Here is a 17,208-nt window from a genome sequence, read left to right as displayed (position 1 = left end):
CCGGAGACCTCGGCGCGCAGATGCGGGTCCACCGCAGCCACGATCGCCTGCAGCGGCAGGTCCGCAACGGGTGAGACCAGCGAGATCCACGCCTCGTCCTCGTGCGCCGGCGACGGACGCACGTGCACGAAGCCGGGGTCGATGTCGGCCCAGACGTAAGCAGCCGGGTTCAGCAGCGGGTGCAGCTCAAGCACCCGTAGTGCACCTTTGACGTCCGTGGACAGGTTGAGCGCCTTGCGGATCCGCTCGGCGGCGACACCGGCGATGCCGATCAGCTGTTTGGAGCGGATGGTCCGCGCCAACGCCGGGTCGCTCTTCGCGCGGGCTTCGACGGCGAGGTTGAACGACAGCACCAGCAGATGCATCTGCAGGCACACCTCGTCGGCGATGCGCACCAGCGCCGAGTGCGAGAAGGCGCCGAAGTCGACGTCGGACAGCAGCGGGCCCGAGTAGTCGGCCATCCCTTCGTCGTTCGGGTCGATGGGCTCCAGCTCGGTGTGGTACGCGCGACTGGCGCCGACGATGTCGAGGTGCGGGATGAAATCCACCTCGGGGTAGGACTCGTCGATGATCACCGTCCACGCACAGTGCGGATGCCGGTCGGCCGGCGTCCGTGGCGGCCGGTGGATCGGGCGGACCTGACACCTGCGGTTGGTGGCGAGCGCGGTGGCGTCGAACGTGGGGTCCTCGATGTCGTGACACATGCCGCGGACGTAGTCCTCACCCATCGGCTCGACGTCGAGCAGCGCGCCGCAGTGGTCGAGGTGGAATTCTCCGTGCCAGCGATCGTGAACGGTGTAGCGGAAATCCATGAACTGCGGGGGCGCGCCGATGTCGAGCTGCAGCCCCTTGAAGATGGTGATGATGTCGACGCCTTCATACTTCAGCGCCTTCTGCATCCTCTTGGTGTAGAGCGGACTGGACCCCGCCCACTCCTCGATCGCGATCTGCAGCATCTCCTCGCGCCCGAAATTGCTGATGCACCATGCCATTCCAGAGCGGTCGATCAGCTGCCCGATGAGCAGCAGCTCGGGGACCAGCGTGGCCAGCTCGTCGCGCGACAGCGCGGCATACCTACTCATCATCGAGCGTCTTCCCCGTGTTCATCTTGATGGCGGCGTTGACGTTCGCCTTCTTGTCCTCGGACTGGCCCTTCTCGGCCGCCTTGCGTCGCTTGGCGACGACCTTGGAGATGGTGCCGTTGAGACCGGAGCCGAGTGGGAACCCGACGTACTGGGTCAGGAAGATCGCCATCTCCTTGAGTTCGTCCTCGGTCAGTTCTTCGTTGAGCAGCGCCGCGTTCACCTGCACCTCGGCCAGATCCTGCAGGCCGAGCGCGGTCACCACCGACAATGTCATCAACCGCTTGTCACGCATCGACAGACCCGGCTTGGTCCAGATGGTCCCGAACAGGTGGTCGACGGTGAGGTCGAAATACGGGTCACCCTCGATGTTGGGCATCTCCCAGCCGTAGACCTCGTTCATCTTCTCCAGGCCCTTGCGGCGCAACTCGTCCATCCTCACTCCTCGGTGGTCGAATTCGCATGGGGGACACCGAGTCCGGTGGCCAGGTCACGTAGCGCGATCTCGGCCAGCGGCAGGTCGATGCCGGTGGCCCGGCCGAGCCCCAACGCCAGTCGCAGGTCCTTCTCGGCCAACCCGCGGGTGTGCACGAACATGTCGTACAGGAAGTGGTCGGGGGTCAGTGGCTTCATGTCGTCACGCACCATGATCGCGCCCGGCCCCCCGCTCTGCGCGTCACTGTGCCGTACCACCCGGCCGAGCTTCTGCAGATCGATGCCCGACGCCTCGGCGAGCCGCATAGCTTCGCATGCCGCGGTGAAACCGACGAACGTCAACATGTTGCGGGCCAGCTTCATCCGGGTGCCCGCACCCGGCTCACCGGCCCGGACCACGATCGACGCCCACTGCTTGAAGACCGGCTTGACCCGCTCGTAGGCGTGCTCGTCGGCGCCCACCATCACCGCGAGTTCCCCCTTGTCGGCGGCCCCGGCACCACCGCTGACCGGAGCATCGACGATGTGAATCCCCTTCGGCCGCAATTGCTCCGCCAGCTCGGCGGCGGTCTGGGGTTCGATGGTCGAGTGGATCGCGATGACGGTGCCCGGCTCGGCGTGCGCAGCGAGCTCGCCGACCACGTCGCGCACCTGTGCGTCGTTGAGCACGGTGACGCTGATGACGTCGGCGGCGGCCACATCGGCCACGCGGTCGGCCAGCGTGGCACCCAGCTCGGCCAGCGGCGTCATCGCCTCGGTGCGGACATCGAACACGGTCAGCCCGCCCGGCCAGTTCACCAGACGCTTGGCCATCGGAGCGCCCTGGTTGCCCAGTCCGATGTAGCCCAGCTTGAGGTCGTCGGCACTCATGAGCGGATGATCTGTCCGCCGTCGACGTTGAAGATCTGTCCGGTGATCCACTTGGCCTGATCGGACAGCAGGAACAGCAGCATGCCGACCAGGTCGTCGGGTTCACCCATGCGTGACAACGGGATTCCCTTGACGATGTCGGCGACCATCTCCTGCGGTGTGGTGGTCCGGTTGGCCTCGGTGTCGATGGGGCCCGGCGCGATCGCGTTGACCCGGATGTTCTGCCCGCCGAGTTCGGTGGCCAGCTGCTGGGTCAGGCCGTTGATCCCGACCTTGGCCAACCCGTAGAAGTTCGAGTACAACCACGCGGCGGTGGACGACTGGTTGACGATGGCGCCACCGCCGCGCTTGGCCATCTTGCGGTAGACCGCCCGGGTACACACCAGCGCGCCGTCGAGGTTCACGCTCATGAACTTCTTGTAGTAGTCCCAGTCGACGGTGATCAGGAAGTCGAGCTTCATGCCACCGAAGATCGCGGCGTTGTTGACCAGGTAGTCGATACCGCCGAACTCCGAGAGGGTCTGGGCGGCCATCTCTTTGGCGGAGTCGGGATCGGACACGTCCACCCGGACGGCCAGCGCGTTGCCGCCTTCACCCTTGATGCCGTCGGCGACCTTCCGCGCGCCTTCGGTGTTGATGTCGGCGACGACGACGGCCGCGCCCTCCCGCGCCAGCGCCTCGGCATACGCCTGGCCGATGCCGCCGCCGGCGCCGGTGACGATGGCCACCTTGTCTTTGAACTGATCGCCGTACAGGCCCACTGATGTCTCCTCTGGTTCGCTGCTCGCAGTGTCAAACAGAAGTAGCAATCGCTTTGATCTCGAGGTACTCCTCGAAACCGGCGAGCCCCATCTCCCGGCCGATGCCGGATTGCTTGTAACCGCCGAAAGGCATGTCCGCCGAATACCAGACGCCGCCGTTGATGTTGACCGTGCCGACCCGTAGGCGTGCTGCGACGGCGTTGGCGCGCTCCAGATCCGGCGAGAACACGGTGCCCGACAGGCCGTACGGCGAGTCGTTGGCGATGCGCACGGCGTCGTCGTCGCCGTCGTGGGCGATGACGGTCAACACCGGTCCGAAGATCTCTTCACGGGCCACCTTGGCGTTGTTGTCGAGACCGGCGATGACCGTCGGTTCGATGAAGAAACCGGTGTCGCGGTCGGCGGGACGTCCACCGCCGCAGGCGAACCTGCCACCGTCGGCGATCGCGGAGTCGAGATAGCTCTGGATCCGGTCACGCTGGCGCGCCGAGATCACCGGCCCGCACACCGTGCCGGGATTGGTCGGATCCCCCGGCTTGAGACCGGCCATGGTGGCCGCGGCGGCCTCGACGGCTTCGTCGTACCGGTTGCGCGGCACCACGAGACGGGTGGTGATCGCGCACCCCTGCCCGGCATGCATGGACGCGGTGAAGGCCGCCATCGAGCACGCGCCGGCGAGGTCGGCGTCGTCGAGAACCAGGAACGCCGACTTGCCGCCGAGTTCCAGGAACACCTTCTTCAGCGTGGCCGAGCCGTCAGCCATCACCGACCGCCCGGTGTTCGTCGATCCGGTGAACGAAACCATGTCCACCCGTGGGTCTTTCGACAGAAGTGCACCGACACCGTGATCACTGGAGGTGACGATGTTGATCACCCCGGCCGGGAAGTCGGTGTGCTCGGTGATCAGCTCACCCAGCACCGCGGCCGCCCACGGCGTGTCCGGGGCGGGCTTGAGCACCAAGGTGTTACCGGCGGCCAGCGCCGGGCCGATCTTGGCGAGGTTGATCTGGTGCGGGAAGTTCCACGGGGTGATCGCGCCGACGACGCCGATGGCCTCCCGCGCGATGGTGCGGTGGGTCCTGATGCCCATCGGCGACGCGGTGCCGAGGTCGGTGGTCCACCGGTAGGACTCGGCGGTGTCGGCGCAGAACGTCAGATCCTCGACGGGGCCTTCGAGTTGGGCCGCCGAGGTCAGCATCCGCGGCGCGCCGACCTCGGCCATGGTCAGCTCCCGCAGTTCTTCGACGTGGTCGCGCATCGCCTGCTGCAACTGCCGGATGCACCGGACCCTGAGCTCGGTGTCAGTGGCCCAGTCGGTCTCGTCGAAGCTGCGACGGGCGGCGCCGATCGCCGCGCTCATGTCCTCGGCGCTCGCGTCCGCGGCCACACCGAGGGTCTCCTCGGTGGCGGGATTGACGGTGGGAAAGGTGCCCGAACTTCCGGCGACGAGCTTGCCGTCGATGAGAAGCCGGCTTTCGCGATCGGCCAGGACTGGCATCCGACCTCCTGTATCTGGTTTCTGGACAGTTGTCCGGCAGCGTCTCCTCGAACCATAGCCGCAGACGTCGGCACGAGGCAAGGATCGGCTCCGGCCGGAGTGCGATATACGCGCTGTGGTCAGGCGTTTCGAGCCTCTGCTTGCCTGTCGGGCGCATCGTCGGATAGCTTGGACAAGTGTCCAGTGAAGCTGTTGCCGCGCTCACAGGTGAGTCGGGGCACCCGCCACGCAACCGTCGGCAGGAGGAGACGTTCCGCAGGGTTCTGGCCGCCGGGCTGGAGATGTTGCGGGAGTCCTCGTACGCCGATCTGACGGTGCGTGCGGTCGCGGCACGGGCCAAGGTGGCCCCGGCCACCGCGTACACGTACTTCTCGTCGAAAAACCACCTGATCGCCGAGATCTACCTGGACCTCATCCGGCAGGTCGACTACTTCACCGACGTCAACGACAGCACCGTCGTCCGGGTGGAGAAGACGCTGCGCAGTATGGCCCTGATGGTCGCCGACGAGCCCGAGGTGGCGGCCGCCTGCACCACGGCGCTGCTGTCGGGCAACGACAACGCCGTTCGGACGGTGCGCGAGCGCATCGGCGGCGAGATCCACCGCCGCATCCGGGCGGCAGTCGGCCCGGATCCGGACCACCGCACGCTGGCCGCGCTGGAGATGACGTTCTTCGGCGCGCTGGTCAATGCCGGCAGCGGCGCTTTCACCTACCACCAGATCGCCGACCGGTTGAGTTACGTGGTCGGCCTCATCGTCGGAGACGATAAATGAACCAGAGCGTCGGAGACGATAAATGACGATCAGCGACGTACGGCTCGACCCGTACGACTACGACTTCCACGAGGATCCGTACCCGTACTACCGGCGGCTGCGCGACGAAGCCCCGCTGTACCGCAACGAGGAACTGGGGTTCTGGGCGCTGTCCCGCCACGCCGACGTGCTGCAGGGTTTCCGGAACAGCACCACGCTGTCGAACAAGTTCGGCGTCTCGCTGGACCCGGCATCGCGCGGGCCGCACGCGTCGAAGACCATGTCGTTTCTGGCCATGGACGATCCCGACCACCTTCGGTTACGCACTCTGGTCTCCAAAGGCTTCACCCCGCGCCGCATCCGCGAGCTCGAGCCCCGCGTCACCGAGATCGCGGTCCAGCACCTCGACGCGATGCTGGTGAACGCCGGTGACGGAACCGTCGACTACGTCGACGAATTCGCCGGCAAGCTGCCCATGGACGTCATCTCCGAGTTGATGGGCGTGCCGCAGGCCGACCGGGTCCAGGTGCGGGCGTGGGCGGACGCGGTGATGCACCGCGAGGAGGGCGTCACCGATGTGCCCGACTCGGCCATCGAGGCGTCGCTCAACCTGATCGTCTACTACCAGGAGATGGTGGCCGAGCGACGCAAGAAGCTCACCGACGACCTGACGTCCGCACTGCTGGAAGCCGAGATCGACGGTGACCGCCTCACCGACGACGAGATCATCGGCTTCATGTTCCTGATGGTCATCGCAGGCAATGAGACGACCACGAAACTGCTTGCCAACGCCGCGTTCTGGGGACATCGCAACCCCGACCAACTCGCTCCGATCTACCACGACCTTTCCCGGGTGCCGCTGTGGGTGGAAGAGACGCTGCGCTACGACACGTCGAGCCAGATCCTGGCACGCACCGTGTCCGGCGAGCTGACCCTCTACGACACCACGATCCCCGACGGCGACGTGCTGCTGCTTCTTCCCGGGTCGGCACACCGCGACGAGCGCGTGTTCGAGAATCCCGACGACTACCTCATCGGGCGCGAAATCGGTTCCAAGCTCATGAGTTTCGGCAGTGGTGCCCATTTCTGCCTCGGCGCGCACCTGGCGCGCATGGAGGCACGGGTGGCACTGGCCGAGTTGTTCAAGCGAATCCGCGGATACGAGGTCGATGAGGCCAACGCCGTCCGCGTCCACTCCAGCAATGTCCGCGGATTCGCTCACCTTCCGATCCATGTGGAGACCCGCTGATGCCTCGATTTGATCCCCTGCCCGATCGGCGTCCCGCCCTGGTCGCCGGCGCATCGTCCGGAATCGGGGAAGCCACCGCGATCGAGCTCGCCTCGCGCGGCTTCCCGGTCGCGCTCGGCGCACGCCGCGTCGAGAAGTGCCAGGAGACCGTCGACAAGATCCGCGCCGACGGCGGCGAGGCCGTCGCGATGCACCTCGATGTCACCGACCCCGACTCGGTGAAGGCCGCCGTCGAGCAGACCACGTCGCAGCTCGGCGATATCGAGGTGCTCGTCGCCGGTGCCGGTGACACGTACTTCGGCAAGCTGGACTCGATCAGCACCGAACAGTTCGAGTCCCAGATCCAGATTCACCTCATCGGCGCGAACCGGGTGGCCACCGCCGTGCTCCCGGGCATGATCGAGCGCCGGCGCGGCGATCTGATCTTCGTCGGATCAGATGTGGCGCTGCGTCAGCGACCGCACATGGGCGCCTACGGTGCGGCCAAGGCCGCGCTCGTCGCGATGGTCACCAATTACCAGATGGAGCTGGAGGGCACCGGAGTGCGGGCCTCGATCGTGCACCCCGGACCGACCAAGACGGCGATGGGATGGAGCCTTCCGGCCGAACTGATCGGTCCCGCGCTGGAGGACTGGGCGAAGTGGGGTCAGGCCCGCCACGACTACTTCCTGCGGGCCGCCGATCTCGCGCGGGCCATCACGTTCGTCGCCGAGACTCCGCGGGGCGGCTTCATCGCGAACATGGAACTGCAGCCGGAAGCTCCGCTGGCGGAGATCAAAGATCGACAGAAACTTGCTCTCGGCGAGGAGGGAATGCCGTCATGACGACAGCGATCGTGCCCCGCGTCTCCGGCGGAGAGGACGAGGAACACGGCCACCTGGAGGAGTTCCGCACCGACCCGATCGGCCTGATGAAACGCATCCGCGAGGAATGCGGCGACGTCGGCTGGTTCCAGCTCGCGGGCAAGCAGGTCGTGATGCTCTCCGGTGCGGAGGCCAACGAGTTCTTCTTCCGTTCCAGCGACAGCGAACTCAACCAGGCCGAGGCCTACCCGTTCATGACACCGATCTTCGGGGAGGGCGTGGTGTTCGACGCCGACCCCGAACGCCGGGCCGAGATGCTGCACAACACCGCGCTGCGCGGCGAGCAGATGAAGGGTCATGCCGCCACCATCGAGGCCGAGGTCAAGAAGATCATCGCCGACTGGGGCGATCAAGGCGAGATCGAGCTACTGGACTTCTTCTCCGAGCTGACCATCTACACGTCGACGGCCTGCCTGATCGGGCTCAAGTTCCGCGAGCAACTCGACAGCCGGTTCGCCCACTACTACCACCAGCTGGAGCGCGGCACCGACCCGCTGTGCTACGTCGATCCGTACCTGGACATCGAGAGCTTCCGCATCCGCGACGAGGCGCGCGTCAAACTCGTTGCGCTGGTTCAGGAGATCATGAACGGCCGGATCGCCAACCCACCCAAGGGCAAGGAGGACCGCGACCTGCTCGACGTGCTGGTGTCGATCAAGGACGACGAGGGCAACCCGCGGTTCTCGGCGAACGAGGTCACCGGCATGTTCATCTCGCTGATGTTCGCCGGTCACCACACCAGCTCCGGTACGTCGTCATGGACGCTGATCGAACTTCTGCGCCACCCGGACTACTACGCCAAGGTCCAGCAGGAGCTCGACGAGCTGTACGCCGATGGCCAGGAGGTGAGTTTCCATGCGCTGCGCCAGATCCCGAATCTGGACAACGCGCTCAAGGAGACCCTGCGCCTGCACCCGCCGCTGATCATCCTGATGCGGGTGGCCCAGGACGAGTTCGAGGTCGCCGGCCATCCCATCCACAAGGGGCAGATGGTGGCCGCCTCACCGGCGATCTCCAACCGCATCCCCGAGGACTTCCCCGACCCGGATGCCTTCGATCCCAGCCGCTACGAGAAGCCTCGGCAGGAGGATCTGATCAACCGCTGGACCTGGATCCCGTTCGGTGCGGGCAAGCACCGCTGCGTGGGTGCGGCGTTCGCACAGATGCAGATCAAGGCGATCTTCTCGGTGCTGCTGCGCGAGTACGAGTTCGAGATGTCTCAGCCCTCGGAGAGCTACCGCAACGACCACTCCAAGATGGTCGTGCAGCTCGCTCAGCCGGCCAAGGTCCGCTACCGCAGGCGCACAAGGGACTGAAATGGGTTGCTACCGAGTGGTACTCGATGAAGATCTGTGTCAGGGCCACGCGATGTGCGAACTGGAGGCCCCCGACGTCTTCACGGTGCCCAAACGCGGCGTCGTCGAGATCACCGACCCCGAACCGCCCGACGACCTCAGGGACGCCGTGGAGCTCGCCGTCGAGATGTGTCCCACCCGAGCACTGTCGATCATCGAGAAGGAGTGAAGTAATGGCGTCACGCGAGCAACTCGAGGACTGGGTCGAGCGCTGGCTCAAGGCCAATCAGGATGCCGAGGCGGCCGGCGACTGGAAGCCGTTGGCGGAGTTCTACACCGACGACGCCACCTACGGCTGGAACATCGGCCCCAAGGAAGACGTCATGTGCGTCGGGAAGGACGAGATCCGCGACGTCGCCCTCGGTCTGGAGATGGAAGGCCTGGAGAACTGGGTCTACGAGTACCAGCGGACGCTGATCGACGAGAAGCAGAACGAGATCGTCGGCTTCTGGAAGCAGATCGCCAACAAGAGCGACGGCACCCGCGCCGAGATCTACGGCATCGGCGGCAGCTGGTTCCGGCTCAACGACCAGTTGCTCATCGAGTGGCAGCGGGACTTCTTCGACTTCGGTCACGTGGCGAAGGGGTACGCGAAGCTGATCGAATCCGGCGACCTCACCCCCACCATGCAGAAGCGGATCGAGCGGTCCCTGTCCGGAGAGAAACTGCCCGGTTACTACCCACTCGGCCAGGCTCCCGTCCCGATCTGGTGACCGCACCACCAAGCGGTTGCTTGGGGGGCGTGTGATGTGGCTAACTAGAGCCTCTAGTCTGGTCACAGAGGCTCTAGTCGAAAGCAGGAGAGATGAAGACCAAAGGCGCCCTGATCTGGGAGTTCAATCAGCCTTGGACGATTGAGGAGATCGAGATCGGCGACCCCGTCAAGGACGAGGTCAAGATCCAGATGGAAGCCTCGGGCATGTGCCATTCGGACCACCACCTGGTCACCGGCGACATCCCGATGGCAGGCTTCCCGGTACTCGGGGGCCACGAGGGCGCCGGCATCGTCACCGAAGTCGGACCCGGCGTGGAGGGCCTTGAGCCCGGCGACCACGTGGTGCTGTCATTCATCCCGTCGTGCGGCTCCTGCCCGTCCTGTCAGGCCGGCATGCGCAACCTGTGCGACCTGGGTGCGATGCTGCTGCAGGGCACCGCGGTCTCTGACAACACCCATCGCATCCACGCCAAAGACGGCACCCCGGTCATCCCGATGACCCTGCTCGGCACCTTCAGTCCGTACATGGTCGTGCACAAGAGCTCGGTGGTGAAGATCGATCCGTCCATCCCGTTCGAGGTCGCGTGCCTCGTGGGTTGCGGCGTGACGACCGGCTACGGCTCCGCCGTGCGGAGCGCCGACGTGCGGCCCGGCGACGACGTCGTCATCGCCGGTATCGGCGGGGTCGGCATGGGTGCGCTGCAGGGCGCCCTCAACGCGGGCGCACGCAACATCTTCGCGATCGACCCGGTGGAGTGGAAGCGCGACCAGGCACTCAAGTTCGGCGCCACCCACGTCTACCCCGACATCGGCAGCGCGATGATGGGCGTCGCCGAGGTCACCCAGGGCCGGATGGCTTCCAAGACCATCATCACCACCGGTGAGCTCAAGGGCGAGGAGATCGACAACTACCTCAACATCACGGCCAAGGGCGGCACCTGCGTGGTGACCGCGGTGGCCAACATGGCCAGCTCGGACGTGACGCTGAACCTGTCGATGCTCACGCTGCTGCAGAAGAACCTGCAGGGCACCATCTTCGGTGGCGGCAACCCGCACTTCGACATCCCGCAGCTGCTGTCGATGTACAAGGCGGGCCGGCTGAACCTCGACGACATGGTCACCCGGCAGTACAAGCTGGAGCAGATCAACGACGGTTACCGGGACATGCTCGAGGGCAAGAACATCCGCGGCGTCATCCGCTACACCGACGCCGACAGGTAGCCCCCGCTCTTCCGCCGAAATGGCATTCCAGCAGCGAAAGTTCGAGTAGGGCCCTGCTGGAATGCCATTTCGGCGAAGGTCGTCGCTGAAGGAGTGTCATGACAGATCTAGCCCCCGTCGTCGCGGCGTCACAGAACTCGTGGCGGTGCGTGCAGTCCGGCGACCGCGAAGGCTGGTTGGCCCTGATGGCCGACGACGTCGTCATCGAGGACCCCATCGGCGAGGCCGTCACCAACCCCGACGGCACCGGTGTGCGCGGCAAGGACGCCGTCGCGGCGTTCTACGACGCCAACATCGGACCGAATCAGCTGCGCGTCACCTGCCAGGAGACGTTCCCGTCGAGCAGTCCGACGGAGATTGCCTACATCCTGGTGCTGGAGACCACGTTCCCGAACGGGTTCGTCGCGACCGTGCGGGGTGTGTTCACCTACCGCGTGGACGACGCCGGCCTGATCACCAACCTGCGCGGCTACTGGAACATGGACGCGATGACGTTCTCGCAGAAGGAAAGCGCGGATTAGCGAGCGGACCTCGGGCCTCCTGAGCGGCCGTGGCGCCGTGGTCGTCGGCGGCACGCGCGGTGTCGGTCTGGCGGTCGCGGAGTTGCTGGCGTCCCTGGGCGCCGGTGTGGTGGTCAACGGCCGCGACGAAACCGCGGCACAGCACGCCGCGGAACGCATCCCGGGGGCTGTCGCGCATCCGGGCTCCCCGGCCGAACCGGCCGTCGCCGATGCGTTGATCGACACCTGCGCGCGGGAGTTCGGCCGGATCGACATCCTGGTCAACTGCGCGGGCACCGCCGAACCCGTCGGTTCGTCGATCCTGAACATCACCCCGGATCAGTTCCAGGCATTGATGGACGCCCATCTGGGCACCGTGTTCCAGACCTGCCGCGCCGCGGCCCCGCGGATGGTGCAGCAGCGTTCCGGCGCGATCGTCAACACCAGTTCGTTCGCGTTCCTCGGCGATTACGGCGGCACCGGCTACCCGGCGGGCAAAGGCGCCGTCACCAGCCTGACACTGGCGATCGCCGCCGAACTCAAGGAGCACGGTGTACGCGCGAACGTGGTGTGCCCGGGCGCGAGAACCCGGCTGTCCACCGGGCCGGACTACCAGGCCCACATCACCGAGCTCAACCGCCGCGGCCTGCTCGACGACATCAGCTACCAGGGTGCGCTCGATGCCGCACCACCGGAGTACGCGGCGCCGACGTACGCCTACCTGGCCGGCGACCTCGCCGAGGACATCACCGGCCAGATCTTCATTGCTGCAGGGGGTTTCGTCGGACGTTTCGACCGGCAGACCCCGTCGATCGTGGCCTACCGCGGCCACGAGGACGAGCCGCCGTGGACCGTCGAGGAGATCGCGGCACAGGTCGGATAGTCAGGCCAGCTGCGGCTTGATCTCCTCGATCACCCACTGCGCGTGGTCGAGGTACTCGTCGACGCCGCCGACCTCGGGGATGGGCACCGAGCTGACCGTCACCCCTTGTTCGCCCAGCCGGCCCAGCCGGTCCACGATCTCGGCCGCACCCATGCCCGGACGCGCATCGGGGTCGTCCCGGGCGACGTGTCCCTCCCCCACCCGGTTGGTGCCGAGTCCGTGCATGACGTCGAACGGCCGCCCGTCGTACCCCGGCTGGGACTTGATGAAATCCAGCCGCTCGGCGATCTTGTCGGGCGTCGTCAGAAACGCCCACCACCCACACGCATACTTCGCCGCGCGGCGCAGCGCCGCATCGGCGTCACCGCCGATCCAGATCGGTAGATGCGGCTTCTGCACGGGTTTGGGCTCGAACGCGACCTCGTCGAACGAGACGTACTTGCCCTGGAAGCTCGGCGCCTCGCTGGTCCACAGCTCCTTGATCACCGCCAGGTACTCGTCGGCCATCCGGCCGCGCTCCCGGAACGGGACGCCGAGCGCATCGAACTCGCCCTCCAGCCAACCGACCCCGAAGGTGACCATCATCCGGCCGCCGCTCATCCAGTCCGCGGTCGCCAGCGCCTTGGCCAGCACGATCGGATGCTGTAGCGGCAGCACGGTGACGCACGAGTTCAGCCGTATCCGGTCGGTGGCGCCGGCCAGGTACGCCTGCGCCACGGTGGACTGGAGGTAGTGCGGGCCCGACAACTCGACGTGCTCGGCCGGGATCACGAAATGCTCGGGGACGGCGATCATGTCGTAGCCCCACTGATCCGCGCACCTGGCCATCCGGGTCTGGTCGGCGCCCGTCACCGAGGCCTCCCACGGCTGCGACATCGCCGGCAGCCGCAGCATGTGCGGCAGCGCGAAGACGAGCTGCATCCTCGCTACTTCAGCATGCTGCCGGCATCGACGGTCATCGGCAGACCGGTGATGTAGCGCGCCTCGTCGGAGGCCAGGAACAGCACGGCGTTGCTGATGTCGCGCGGCTCGACCCAGCCGACCGGCAGCACATGCATGAACTGAGCGGCCACCGCGAGATCGTCGGGGCCAGGGTTCTCCAGGTCCGGCCGGAACAGCTTCATGGTGCCCTCGTTCATGAACAGGGGCGTGTTGACGTTCGTGGGATGCACCGAGTTCACCCGGATCGAGTGCTGGCCCAGTTCGACCGCGAACGTCCGCATCAGCCCGACCACGCCGTGCTTGGCGGCGATGTAATGGCCGGTGTGCGGGTAGGCCTTCAGTCCCCCGACCGAACTGGTGAGGATGATCGAACCACCGCGGCCGCCGGAGAGCAGGTGTGGCACAGCGGCTTTGACCGACTTCCAGACACCCGTGAGGTTGACGTCGATCATGTCGGTCCAGTCTTCTTCGCTGGTGCGGTCCAGCGTCTGCCCACCGTTGCCGATACCGGCGTTGGCGACCACGATGTCGAGGCGGCCCAGCTGCTCCACCCCGGAGTCCACCGCGGCCTTCACCGCGGCGTAGTCACGCACATCGACCTCCGCGCTGACGATGCGACGGTTCAGGTTCTTGACCGCGTCTGCGGTCTCGGCGAGGTCGTCCGGGGTCGCGGGCGGGATGTCGGTGTGGGTGCTGACCTGCCTGCAGATGTCGATGGCGATGATGTCGGCGCCTTCCTCGGCCAGCCGCACGGCGTGGCTGCGGCCCTGACCGCGCGCCGCACCCGTGATGAACGCCACCTTGCCCTCTACCCGACCGCCCATGTGCCCACCTCGATCCCAGCTCCTCGACCGCCTTTTGTCGATCGATCAGGAGCGTGACACTGATCGCCCCGACTGTCAACCTCCGGTGGCCGGAGCCAGCATCGTGAGCTGCCGGTCGACGTACGCGCGCATCTCGTCATGACCCAGCGTCACCCCGACCGCGCTCTCGTTGCACAGGCTGCGGGCGATCTGGGCGATCAGCATCGAGACCACCACGGGCGGATGCTCATCGAGGTCGACACCGTTCGCGCGCAACGCGACGGTGACCGCTGCCGTTTCGATGTCCCGCACGCGTTCGGCATAGGCCCGCAACTCGATGCGGATCGCCTTCCGGTGGTTGGCCAGCGCCATGAATTCGGTGTTGAGACCGGTTCTGCTGGCATCGCTGTTGATCAGCCAGAGCGCCCGTAGCGGGTCGTCGTCGGTCAGCGCGGCACGCATGTGCTCCAGCGAGCTCTCCGCCCCGACCCTCAGCACCTCCACGAACAGGTCGTCCATCGTCGGGAAGTAGTAGTAGACCAGCGCCTGCTTGACGCCGGCCTCCGCCGCCACCTTCCGGGAGGTCGCCGCGGCGTACCCGTCCTCGCGCATGATCTTCGCGGTCGCCTCGATCAGCCGCCGGCGGGCACCGGCATCGCCACCAACAGCCCTGGGCGAAGCCGCCATTCAGCGCCCGCCCATGCCGTCGAACCTTGACCGTGCCTGAAGCGCCGTGGTAAGCATGGCGCATTCTAGCAGCCTGATCGATCGATCAGGCAAGCGAAAGGACGGCCGCGCCGATGACCGATCTCGCCTCGGTGGACTTCTTCTCCGACTACGAGTTGAGCCAGGATCCGTACGCCTACTGGGACCATCTGCGCGAGCAGAACCCGGTGTACCGCGAACCACATCACGGCGTCTACGCGGTCACCGGGTACCAGGAGGTGCTCGCGGCGTTCAAGGACCACGACTCGTTCTCCGCGGTCAACGCGATCGGCGGGCCGTTTCCGCCCTTGCCGTTCACACCCGACGGCGACGACATCACCGAGCAGATCGAGGCGCATCGCCACCTGTTCCCGATCTACGAGCACATGGTCGTGATGGATCCGCCCGCCCACGAGCGGGCCCGGTCGCTGCTCAACAAGCTCCTGACACCGCGGCGGCTCAAGGAGAACGAGGACTACATGTGGCGCCTGGTCGACGGCCAGATCGACCGGTTCATCCACCGGGGGCGCTGTGAGTTTCTCTCCGAGTACGCCAAACCCTTTGCGACGTCGGCGATCATCGACCTTCTCGGTGTTCCGGAGGAGGACCGGCCGGAGTTCCTGGCGGCGCTGGGCGCCGAGCAGCCGGACGGCGCCCGGGTGGGTGCCCTCGACGGCGAACCGGTGGGCCTGGACCCACTGCAGTATCTGGACGACAAGTTCGCCGGGTATCTCGCCGCGCGTCGCCGCGAACCACGCGGCGACGTGCTGTCGGGGATGGCGACCGCCGTGTACCCGGACGGTTCGACGCCGGAGCTCATCGAGGTGGTCAAACCGGCGACGTTCCTGTTCGCCGCAGGCCAGGAGACCGTCACCAAGCTGCTCAGCGCGGCGGTCAAGACGCTCGCCGAACAGCCGGAACACCAACAGATTCTGCGCGAGTGCCCGGACCGCATCCCGGCGTTCATCGAAGAGTCACTGCGGATTAACTCACCGACCAAGGTCGACTTCCGCCTGGTCCGCAAGACCACCACACTCGGCGGGGTGCATCTGCAGGCGGGCAGCATCGTGATGTTGTGCCTCGGTGCGGCGAACCGGGATCCGCGCAAGTTCGACGATCCGCACGAGTTCGATCCGGACCGCAAGAACGTCCGCGAGCACATCGCGTTCGGCCGCGGCATCCACACCTGCGCCGGCGCCCCGCTGGCCCGCGTGGAGGGACAGATCACCGTCCGACGCCTGCTGGACCGGATGAGTGAGATCAGGCTCGACGAGTCGGTGCACGGACCGTCCGGGCAGCGCCGCTTCCCCTACGACCCCACCTTCCTGTTGCGCGGGTTATCGGCACTGCACCTCGAATTCACTGCTGCCACTTAGTATCACGGTACTGTTCACGTAGTTTGAGTTTGAGCACCTTACCGGTCGCGGTGTGCGGCAGTTCGTCCACGAACACCACCTCGTCGGGCAGCCACCACTTGGCGACCTGACCGGCCAGGTACTCCAGGATGTCGTCGCGGGTCGCGGTGTGCCCCTTACGCAAGACCGCGACGAGCAGGGGCCGCTCCTGCCATTTCGGGTGCGGCACACCGATGACGGCGGCCTCGGCGATGGCGGAGTGCCCCATCGCGGCGTTCTCCAGGTCGATCGAGCTGACCCACTCGCCGCCCGATTTGATCACGTCTTTGGTGCGGTCGACCAGGTGCAGATAGCCGTCCGGGTCGATCGTGGCGACGTCGCCGGTCGGGAAGAACCCCTCGGCGTCGAGCTTCTCACCGCCCTCGCCTTTGAAGTAGCCGCTGGCGATCCACGGGCCCCTGACCAAAACCTCGCCGAAAGCCTTGCCGTCCCAGGGCAACCGGTTGCCGGCCTCGTCGACGATCTTGAGCTCCACGCCGAACACGCCGCGGCCCTGCTTGAGCTTGACCGCGCGCTGCTCCTCGACCGGAAGGTCGGTGTGCTTGGGCAGCAACCGGCCCACCGCGCAGATCGGGCTGGTCTCGGTCATCCCCCAGCCCTGGCCGCCCTCGGCACCCAGGTCGTTCTCGATGCGCTCCAGCATCGACCGCGACAGGGCGGAGCCGCCGATGCCCGCCCACTCCAGTTTCAGCTCGTGCGGGTCGATTTCGGGATGATCGTCGAGGTAGGCGAACAACATCAGCCACACCGTCGGCACGCCCTGCATGATCGTGACGCCCTCGTCGCGCAGCAGCCGGTACACGCTCTCGCCGTCCAGATGCGGCCCCGGCAGCACCAGCTTCGCGCCCACCATCGCCGCCGAGTAGGGCGTGCCCCACGCGTTGGCGTGGAACATCGGGACGACGAGCAGCAGCGTGGTCCCGCTGTTGATGTCGAATGTGTCGCGCGACAGCGACAGCATGGCGTGCAGCACCGTCGAACGGTGGGAGTACAGAACACCTTTCGGGTTTCCGGTGGTTCCGGAGGTGTAGCACAGCGACGAGGCGGTGCGTTCGTCGAACTCCGGCCACGGGTAATGGGTGGACTGCCGACCGACGAGGTCGTCCCAGCACAGCAGCCGCTCGGCGGGTATTCCGGGGACGTCGGGCATGTGGTCGCG

Annotated in this window: 19 protein-coding genes; 10 read left to right on the top strand and 9 right to left on the bottom strand. The window is 66.4% G+C overall.

Going from position 1 to position 17,208, the window contains the following annotated elements:
• The 5 genes from ASJ79_RS01830 to ASJ79_RS01810 all read right to left on the bottom strand — a co-directional run.
• A partial coding sequence (locus tag ASJ79_RS01830) for a hypothetical protein (protein WP_067952651.1) occupies positions 1-1,085 on the bottom strand: 1,085 nt, incomplete at its 3' end.
• The gene (locus ASJ79_RS01825; protein WP_067952648.1) at positions 1,075-1,518 is read right to left on the bottom strand and encodes a carboxymuconolactone decarboxylase family protein; all 444 of its coding nucleotides are present in this window, start codon (positions 1,516-1,518) and stop codon (positions 1,075-1,077) included. The genes ASJ79_RS01830 and ASJ79_RS01825, both read right to left, overlap by 11 nt.
• Before the next feature lie 2 nt (positions 1,519-1,520).
• The gene (locus ASJ79_RS01820; RefSeq protein ID WP_067952646.1) at positions 1,521-2,387 is read right to left on the bottom strand and encodes an NAD(P)-dependent oxidoreductase; all 867 of its coding nucleotides are present in this window, start codon (positions 2,385-2,387) and stop codon (positions 1,521-1,523) included.
• Complete coding sequence (locus ASJ79_RS01815; protein ID WP_067952644.1) at positions 2,384-3,148, bottom strand: SDR family oxidoreductase; 765 nt, start codon at positions 3,146-3,148, stop codon at positions 2,384-2,386. The genes ASJ79_RS01820 and ASJ79_RS01815 overlap by 4 nt, the downstream gene beginning before the upstream one ends.
• Positions 3,149-3,179: 31 nt before the next feature.
• The gene (locus ASJ79_RS01810; protein WP_067952642.1) at positions 3,180-4,646 is read right to left on the bottom strand and encodes an aldehyde dehydrogenase; all 1,467 of its coding nucleotides are present in this window, start codon (positions 4,644-4,646) and stop codon (positions 3,180-3,182) included.
• Between the two features lie 176 nt (positions 4,647-4,822).
• Here ASJ79_RS01810 and ASJ79_RS01805 point away from each other — a divergent pair, with 176 nt between their 5' ends.
• The 9 genes from ASJ79_RS01805 to ASJ79_RS01765 all read left to right on the top strand — a co-directional run bounded on the left by ASJ79_RS01805 (position 4,823) and on the right by ASJ79_RS01765 (position 12,184).
• Positions 4,823-5,419 (top strand): TetR/AcrR family transcriptional regulator, encoded by a 597-nt coding sequence (locus tag ASJ79_RS01805; protein ID WP_067952640.1) that lies wholly within the window; start codon positions 4,823-4,825, stop codon positions 5,417-5,419.
• A gap of 22 nt (positions 5,420-5,441) precedes the next feature.
• The gene (locus ASJ79_RS01800) at positions 5,442-6,647 is read left to right on the top strand and encodes a cytochrome P450 (RefSeq protein WP_067952638.1); all 1,206 of its coding nucleotides are present in this window, start codon (positions 5,442-5,444) and stop codon (positions 6,645-6,647) included.
• Positions 6,647-7,471, top strand: coding sequence for an SDR family oxidoreductase (locus ASJ79_RS01795; RefSeq protein WP_067952636.1), 825 nt, complete (start codon positions 6,647-6,649; stop codon positions 7,469-7,471). Before ASJ79_RS01800 ends, ASJ79_RS01795 begins: the two co-directional genes overlap by 1 nt.
• Positions 7,468-8,826: a cytochrome P450 gene (locus tag ASJ79_RS01790; RefSeq protein WP_067952634.1), complete on the top strand. Its 1,359-nt coding sequence runs from the start codon at positions 7,468-7,470 to the stop codon at positions 8,824-8,826. The genes ASJ79_RS01795 and ASJ79_RS01790 overlap by 4 nt, the downstream gene beginning before the upstream one ends.
• Position 8,827: 1 nt before the next feature.
• Positions 8,828-9,034, top strand: a complete 207-nt coding sequence (locus ASJ79_RS01785) for a ferredoxin (RefSeq protein WP_067952633.1) — start codon at positions 8,828-8,830, stop codon at positions 9,032-9,034.
• Positions 9,035-9,038: 4 nt separating this feature from the next.
• Entirely contained in the window at positions 9,039-9,578 is a 540-nt protein-coding gene (locus tag ASJ79_RS01780) for a nuclear transport factor 2 family protein (RefSeq protein ID WP_067952631.1), read from the top strand.
• Between the two features lie 92 nt (positions 9,579-9,670).
• Positions 9,671-10,801 (top strand): NDMA-dependent alcohol dehydrogenase, encoded by a 1,131-nt coding sequence (locus ASJ79_RS01775; protein ID WP_067952629.1) that lies wholly within the window; start codon positions 9,671-9,673, stop codon positions 10,799-10,801.
• Positions 10,802-10,899: 98 nt separating this feature from the next.
• Positions 10,900-11,322 (top strand): nuclear transport factor 2 family protein, encoded by a 423-nt coding sequence (locus ASJ79_RS01770; protein ID WP_067952627.1) that lies wholly within the window; start codon positions 10,900-10,902, stop codon positions 11,320-11,322.
• A gap of 37 nt (positions 11,323-11,359) precedes the next feature.
• Positions 11,360-12,184, top strand: a complete 825-nt coding sequence (locus ASJ79_RS01765; protein WP_067952625.1) for an SDR family NAD(P)-dependent oxidoreductase — start codon at positions 11,360-11,362, stop codon at positions 12,182-12,184.
• Here the strand turns inward: ASJ79_RS01765 and ASJ79_RS01760 are convergent, their stop codons facing one another.
• From ASJ79_RS01760 to ASJ79_RS01750, 3 genes are all read right to left on the bottom strand, one after another.
• Positions 12,185-13,105 carry a TIGR03619 family F420-dependent LLM class oxidoreductase gene (locus ASJ79_RS01760; RefSeq protein WP_067952623.1) on the bottom strand — a complete coding sequence of 307 codons (921 nt, stop codon included), beginning with the start codon at positions 13,103-13,105 and terminating at the stop codon, positions 12,185-12,187. It abuts the gene before it with no gap.
• A 5-nt stretch (positions 13,106-13,110) separates the two neighbouring features.
• The gene (locus ASJ79_RS01755; protein WP_067952622.1) at positions 13,111-13,950 is read right to left on the bottom strand and encodes a mycofactocin-coupled SDR family oxidoreductase; all 840 of its coding nucleotides are present in this window, start codon (positions 13,948-13,950) and stop codon (positions 13,111-13,113) included.
• Positions 13,951-14,025: 75 nt separating this feature from the next.
• Positions 14,026-14,616: a TetR/AcrR family transcriptional regulator gene (locus tag ASJ79_RS01750; protein ID WP_067952620.1), complete on the bottom strand. Its 591-nt coding sequence runs from the start codon at positions 14,614-14,616 to the stop codon at positions 14,026-14,028.
• A gap of 113 nt (positions 14,617-14,729) precedes the next feature.
• Here ASJ79_RS01750 and ASJ79_RS01745 point away from each other — a divergent pair, with 113 nt between their 5' ends.
• A complete protein-coding gene (locus ASJ79_RS01745; protein ID WP_067952617.1) occupies positions 14,730-16,010 on the top strand; it encodes a cytochrome P450 in 1,281 nt (426 codons plus the stop codon).
• On the opposite strand, the gene ASJ79_RS01740 is transcribed toward ASJ79_RS01745, so the two are convergent.
• Positions 15,994-17,208: AMP-binding protein (locus ASJ79_RS01740; protein WP_067952614.1), on the bottom strand; the 1,215-nt coding region annotated here is incomplete at its 5' end. The genes ASJ79_RS01745 and ASJ79_RS01740 overlap by 17 nt on opposite strands.

This window comes from Mycobacterium sp. NAZ190054 (assembly GCF_001545925.1).
Classification (GTDB): Bacteria; Actinomycetota; Actinomycetes; order Mycobacteriales; family Mycobacteriaceae; genus Mycobacterium.
The sequence above is the reverse complement of the archived record's forward strand: the minus strand, read 5'-3'. Positions and strand labels throughout refer to the sequence as shown.

Bases quoted from the DNA above. Each gene is read 5' to 3' on its own strand.
- ASJ79_RS01825 (WP_067952648.1), bottom strand. From the start codon at position 1,518: ATGGACGAGTTGCGCCGCAAGGGCCTGGAGAAGATGAACGAGGTCTAC.
- ASJ79_RS01820 (WP_067952646.1), bottom strand. From the start codon at position 2,387: ATGAGTGCCGACGACCTCAAGCTGGGCTACATCGGACTGGGCAACCAG.
- ASJ79_RS01810 (WP_067952642.1), bottom strand. From the start codon at position 4,646: ATGCCAGTCCTGGCCGATCGCGAAAGCCGGCTTCTCATCGACGGCAAG.
- ASJ79_RS01800 (WP_067952638.1), top strand. From the start codon at position 5,442: ATGACGATCAGCGACGTACGGCTCGACCCGTACGACTACGACTTCCAC.
- ASJ79_RS01795 (WP_067952636.1), top strand. From the start codon at position 6,647: ATGCCTCGATTTGATCCCCTGCCCGATCGGCGTCCCGCCCTGGTCGCC.
- ASJ79_RS01790 (WP_067952634.1), top strand. From the start codon at position 7,468: ATGACGACAGCGATCGTGCCCCGCGTCTCCGGCGGAGAGGACGAGGAA.
- ASJ79_RS01785 (WP_067952633.1), top strand. From the start codon at position 8,828: ATGGGTTGCTACCGAGTGGTACTCGATGAAGATCTGTGTCAGGGCCAC.
- ASJ79_RS01780 (WP_067952631.1), top strand. From the start codon at position 9,039: ATGGCGTCACGCGAGCAACTCGAGGACTGGGTCGAGCGCTGGCTCAAG.
- ASJ79_RS01775 (WP_067952629.1), top strand. From the start codon at position 9,671: ATGAAGACCAAAGGCGCCCTGATCTGGGAGTTCAATCAGCCTTGGACG.
- ASJ79_RS01770 (WP_067952627.1), top strand. From the start codon at position 10,900: ATGACAGATCTAGCCCCCGTCGTCGCGGCGTCACAGAACTCGTGGCGG.
- ASJ79_RS01760 (WP_067952623.1), bottom strand. From the start codon at position 13,105: ATGCAGCTCGTCTTCGCGCTGCCGCACATGCTGCGGCTGCCGGCGATG.
- ASJ79_RS01755 (WP_067952622.1), bottom strand. From the start codon at position 13,950: ATGGGCGGTCGGGTAGAGGGCAAGGTGGCGTTCATCACGGGTGCGGCG.
- ASJ79_RS01750 (WP_067952620.1), bottom strand. From the start codon at position 14,616: ATGGCGGCTTCGCCCAGGGCTGTTGGTGGCGATGCCGGTGCCCGCCGG.
- ASJ79_RS01745 (WP_067952617.1), top strand. From the start codon at position 14,730: ATGACCGATCTCGCCTCGGTGGACTTCTTCTCCGACTACGAGTTGAGC.